The sequence below is a fragment of the Xanthomonas bonasiae genome, from assembly GCF_017163705.1.
GTDB classification, from domain to species: Bacteria; Pseudomonadota; Gammaproteobacteria; order Xanthomonadales; family Xanthomonadaceae; genus Xanthomonas_A; species Xanthomonas_A bonasiae.
Genome location: NZ_JAFIWB010000057.1, coordinates 1 through 5,486, shown reverse-complemented (window position 1 = coordinate 5,486; position 5,486 = coordinate 1). Strand labels below are relative to the sequence as shown.

Here is a 5,486-nt window from a genome sequence, read left to right as displayed (position 1 = left end):
CACTGCTCGCGCAGCCGCGACTCGACCTCCCCCAGTTCGATGCGGTACCCGCGCAGCTTCACCTGATGGTCCAGGCGACCCAGGTAATCAAGGCGACCGCTGGCCAGCCAGCGCACGCGGTCGCCAGTGCGATACAAGCGTGCGCCCGGGCCGTCGAAAGGACTGGGAACGAAGCGGTCCGCGGTCAGGTCCGGGCGTTGCGTGTAGCCGCGCGCAACGCCCACGCCACCGATGTACAGCTCGCCGACGCTATTGACCGGAGCAGGTTCCAGCTGTTCGTTCAACACATACAGTTGCGTGTTCGAAAGAGGATGACCGACATTGGGGAGCTCTTGCGCATCGATGCGCTCGGCGCTCGCGTCCACGGTACATTCGGTCGGGCCGTACACGTTGATCGCGCGTCCCTGCGAGGCTTTCGCCAGCCACGCCCACAAGGAGGGCGCGATGGCTTCGCCGCCGATCAACAAGGCCGGCAGCCGAGCTTGTGGGAACCGGGTCTTCAACAATTCCATCTGCGCAGGCGTGCCATCCAGCAGATCGATGCCCTGTGCTTCCAGGTAGGCCATCAAGGCTTCTGGGTCCTGGCGATGAGCATCGTCGAGCAGACACAGCGTCATGCCTGCGCCCAATCCGGCCAGCGCTTGCACCGAAGCATCGAACACATAGGGTGCATTCCAGCCCCAGCGACCGATCAGCTCGACACCCGCCGATGCCAGTTCCGCACGCAACGCCATGCCCAGATTCGTCACACTTGCCTGCGTGACCATCACGCCTTTCGGCCGGCCAGTCGAGCCAGAGGTATAGATGACATAGGCCAATCGCGACTGATCATTTGAGCGCGCTGGACGATGCATCGGTTGCGATGCCCACGCCTGCTCCGCGACCGTCAGGCATGTTCCTGGAATGTCAGGCCTGGTTGACGGTGACACCAAGGTCAGCACCGCATCACTGTCCGCCAGCATCTGCGCCAAGCGCTCTGCCGGGTGCTCCGGGTCCAGTGGCAAGTAGGCTGCACCGGCCTTCCAGACCGCCAGCATGGCAATCAGCAGTTCCGGGGAACGCGACAGGCACAGGCCGACCACCATCTCGGCACCTATCCCGCGCTGGATCAACTCATGCGCCAATCGGTTGCTGCGCCGGTCCAGTTCGGCATAACTCAATGTGCCTTGACTATGTGCAATAGCAGGTCTGTCAGGCTGCAGTTCGGCGCAACGTTCGAACTGCATGAGCAGGTCCAGGTCCGGCAGCGGGCGAGCCGTCGCATTCCAACGCGTCAGCACACCGGCCCGCTCTTCGTGCGTCATGAAGGTCAACGCGCCCACCGCCATGTGCACAGACGCCAGCGCCGATTCCAGCAACTGCCCATACCACTGCGCCCAGCGCTGCACTGTCGCGGCGTCGAACAGCGCCGCATCGTAGATCAACGCACCGCTCACGCCGCCGTCCGCGCCGGGTTGCAGGTCCAGGCTCACGTCGAACTTGGCCTGCACCCCCGCTTCGCCTGCGATGCCCTCCAGGCGCATGCCCGGCCACGACGGCAGTTCGCCCACCGCATTGTTGAGACTGAACATCGCCTGGAACAGCGGCGCGTAGCTCAGGCTCCGCTCTGGATTGACCCGGTCCACCAACTGCTCGAACGGCAGGTCCTGGTGTTCGTACGCACCCAGCGTCCGCCGCCGCACTTCGTCCAGATGCGCGGCAAACCCCTGGTGCAGGTTCAATCCGCTGCGGATCACCAAGGTGTTGACGAAGAAGCCGATCAGTCCCTCCAGCTCGCTGTGGCTGCGGTTGGCGCTCGGCGTGCCCACCGCGAAGTCCGCCTGACCGCTCAAGCGCGCCAACAGCACCTGGAACCCCGCCAGCAGGCCCATGAACAACGTTGCGCCACGACCACGCGCCAACGCCTCCAGCCGCCCCACCAGCGACGCCGGCAATGCGACCGGCACCGACCCGCCACGGTACTGCTTCTGTGCCGGGCGCACCCGGTCGGTCGGCAGTTCCAGCAGCGCCGGCACATCGGCCAGCTCCGCGACCCAGTACGCGGCCTGCGCCTCCAGCACCTCCTCGCGCAGCCAGCCGCGCTGCCACTGCGCGTAGTCCGGGTACTGGATCGGCAGCTCGGCCAGCGCGACCGGCAGCGCATCGGCGTAATGGGCATACAGCTCGCCGAACTCGCGCATCAGCACGCCCATCGACCAGCCATCGGACACGATGTGGTGCAGGCACAGCAGCAACGCATGCTGCTGCTCGCCCTCGCGGATCACCATCGCACGCAGCAACGGCGCCTGCTCCAGATCGAAGGCGGCGTGCGCGTTGCGCTGCGCCCACCGCCGCACCTGCGCCTCGCCCTGCTCGGGCGACAGCGCCGACACGTCCAGCACCGGCACGTCCAGGATCAACGACGGTTCCACCACCTGCTGCGGCTCGCCATCGACTTCGACAAACCGGGTGCGCAGGGCTTCGTGCCGTTGCACGATATCGCGCAGGCTGTGGATGACGGCCGCTACCGACAAGCGGCCATGCAGGCGCAGGCCCAGCGGAATGTTGTAGGTCGGGCTCGGTCCTTCCAGGCGCCACAGGAACCACAGCCGCTGCTGCGCGAACGACAGCGGCGAGACTGCGTCTCGCGTCTCGCGTCGGCGTAGTGGCGGCGCCTGCAGGCTGGACGCCTTCCCCAGTGTCGCGGCCAGTCCTGCGATGGTCGGCGTCTCGAAGACCTGCCGGATCGAGATCTCCCAGCCATGCAGGCTGCGCACCTGCGAGATCATCCGTACCGCCAGCAACGAGTGGCCGCCCAGCGCAAAGAAATTGCTCTCCACGCTCACCGGGTCCACGCCGAGCAGTTCGCCCCACACCTGCGCCAGCTGCACTTCGGCCGCGGTCCGTGGCGCCACGTACCCCGCCCCTTCCACGCCGCGCTCCGGCGCCGGCAGCGCCTTGCGGTCGATCTTGCCGTTGGCCGTCAACGGGAACGCCGCCAGCACCACGATCGCCGAAGGCACCATGTACCCCGGCAACTGCCGCGACAGCAAACCCTTCAACTCCTCCGCCTCCAGCACCGCCGCATCCTGCGCCGACACGTACGCCACCAGGCGCTTGTCGCCCGCCACGTCCTCGCGCACCAGCGCCAGCGCCTGGGCGATACCAGAACACTCGCATAGCCGCGACTCGATCTCCCCCAGCTCGATGCGGTACCCGCGCAGCTTCACCTGATGGTCGTTGCGACCGAGATATTCCAACGTGCCATCGGCGCGCCAGCGCGCCAGGTCTCCGGTGCGATAGAGCCTGGCACCAGGCAGGAAGGGATCCGGCACAAAACGTTCGGCGGTCAGATCCGGCCGGCCGTGATAGCCACGCGCCACCTGTAGGCCACCCACGAACAGCTCACCGGACACCCCGATTGGTACAGGCTCCAAATGGGTGTCCAACAGGTAGAATTCGGTGTTGGCGATCGGCCGGCCAAGCACACGCCAATCGCCCTCCCGCGCCGTGACCACGTGCACAGCGACACTGATGGTCGTTTCGGTTGGGCCATAGGTGTTGAACAATGCCGGACGATACCCGGCAACAGAGAACCACGCCTGCAGTGCCGCTTCTCCGATCGCCTCACCACCGCTGACAATGCAGCGCACGCACAACGGGACAGCGCGACGCGCCTGCGCTATCAGGTTGAAGAACTGCGCGGGCAGATCGACGATCGTGATCTGAGAAGCCTCGCATAGCGTCCAGAAAATATCCGCATCCGCCAGCCATTCTTCAGTTCGCAGCACCAAGGCCGCACCACAGCTGAGCGGCGCAAAAATCTCCTCGACCGATGTATCGAAAGAAAAATTTGCGAATTGCAAGACGCGATCGGTCTCGGTCAGTGCCAAATAGTCACTGAACGCACTGATCTGGTTGCGCACGCCGGCATGCGTGACCATCACGCCCTTGGGTCGACCGGTCGATCCGGACGTGTAGATCACATAAGCCAGTTGCCCCGCTTCTCGTACGACGGCAGGACGGATCTGCGGTTGATCGGCAAGCGCCATTTCGTCAAGACAGAGGCGTTCGATCGGCAGGTCCGTCGCGCTGCCGCTCATTTGCAGCACCACCGACACACCGCTGTCCACGGCAATCTCGTCGAGGCGCTCGGCCGGCTGACTTAGATCCATTGGCAGGTAGGCTGCGCCCGCTTTCCAGACGCCTAGCGCGCCGATCAACATCTCGAACGATCTCGGGACCGCGATCGCAACGATGGATTCGGGGCCAACGCCAAGCCCGATCAGCGCATGCGCCAACTGATTGCTGCGCCGATCCAATTCCGCGTAGGTCAATGAACGCTCACCCTGGATCAAGGCAATCCCATCAGGCCGACTCTGCGCCTTGCGCTCGAATCGCGCCACAAGATCTTCGTTGGAGACCGTGTCTGCCACCCTGCTCCAGTCCTCGAGCAGGCACTGCCTTTCCACGCCCGTCATCAGCGCCAATGTGCCAACGGCGGTCCGGGGCGAGGCCAGCACCGACTCCACCAGCTGCACGTACCACTGTGCCCATCGGTGCATCGTCGCCGCATCGAACAGTGCCTTGTCGTATACCAGCACTCCCCAGAAGCCTCCACCATCCATCGGCCGCAGATCGACACTCACATCAAACTTCGCGTGGACGTCGTCCCCCTGATTTCCGATAGCGGTCAAGCGCATGCCCGGCCAGTCAGGCAATTCGCCCAGCGCGTTATTCAGGCTGAACATCGTTTGGAAGAGCGGCGTATAGCTCAAACTGCGCTCCAAGCTGACTCGAGCCGCTTCGATCGGCAGGTCCTGGTGTTCGTATGCACCCAGCGTCCGCCGGCGCACTTCCTGCAGATGGGCGATGAAATCATCGTGCGGATTCACACGACTGCGGATCACCAATGTATTCGCAAAAAAGCCGATCAACCCTTCCAGTTCACTGTGGGTACGGTGCGCCGTTGGTGTACCGACCGCGAAGTCGGTCTTCCCGCTCAAGCGCGCCAGCAGCAATTGGAAGACGGCCAGCAGACTCATGAACAAGGTCGCGCCATGATCCCGCGACAATGCCTCTATCCGTGCCACCAGCGCCGACGGCAATTCGAACGTCACCATCCCGCCAAGGTATTGCTTCTGCGGAGGACGCACCCGGTCGGTCGGCAGTTCCAGCAACGCCGGCAAGTCCGACAACTGCTCTGCCCAAAATTCCGCCTGCGCATCCAATACCTGGTCGCGCAACCAGCCACGCTGCCAGTGCGCGTAGTCGGCGTACTGGATCGGCAGCGGTGGCAGCGCCACATCCGTCGCGCCCGTAACGTAAGCGCCGTACAGCATGCCGAACTCACGCATCAGCACACCCATCGACCAGCCATCGGACACGATGTGGTGCAGGCACAGCAACAACGCATGCTGCTGCTCGCCCTCGCGGATCACCATCGCACGCAGCAACGGCGCCTGCTCCAGATCGAAGGCGGCGTGCGCGTTGCGCTGCGCCCACCG

General features: G+C 64.5%; 1 protein-coding gene. It reads right to left on the bottom strand.

Annotated elements, in window-relative coordinates; all coding sequences use genetic code 11:
- Nucleotides 1–5,423, bottom strand: a 5,423-nt coding sequence (locus JR064_RS22855) for a non-ribosomal peptide synthetase (protein ID WP_241093258.1), incomplete at its 3' end; no start/stop codon positions are given.
- Between the last annotated feature and the right edge of the window lie 63 nt (nt 5,424–5,486).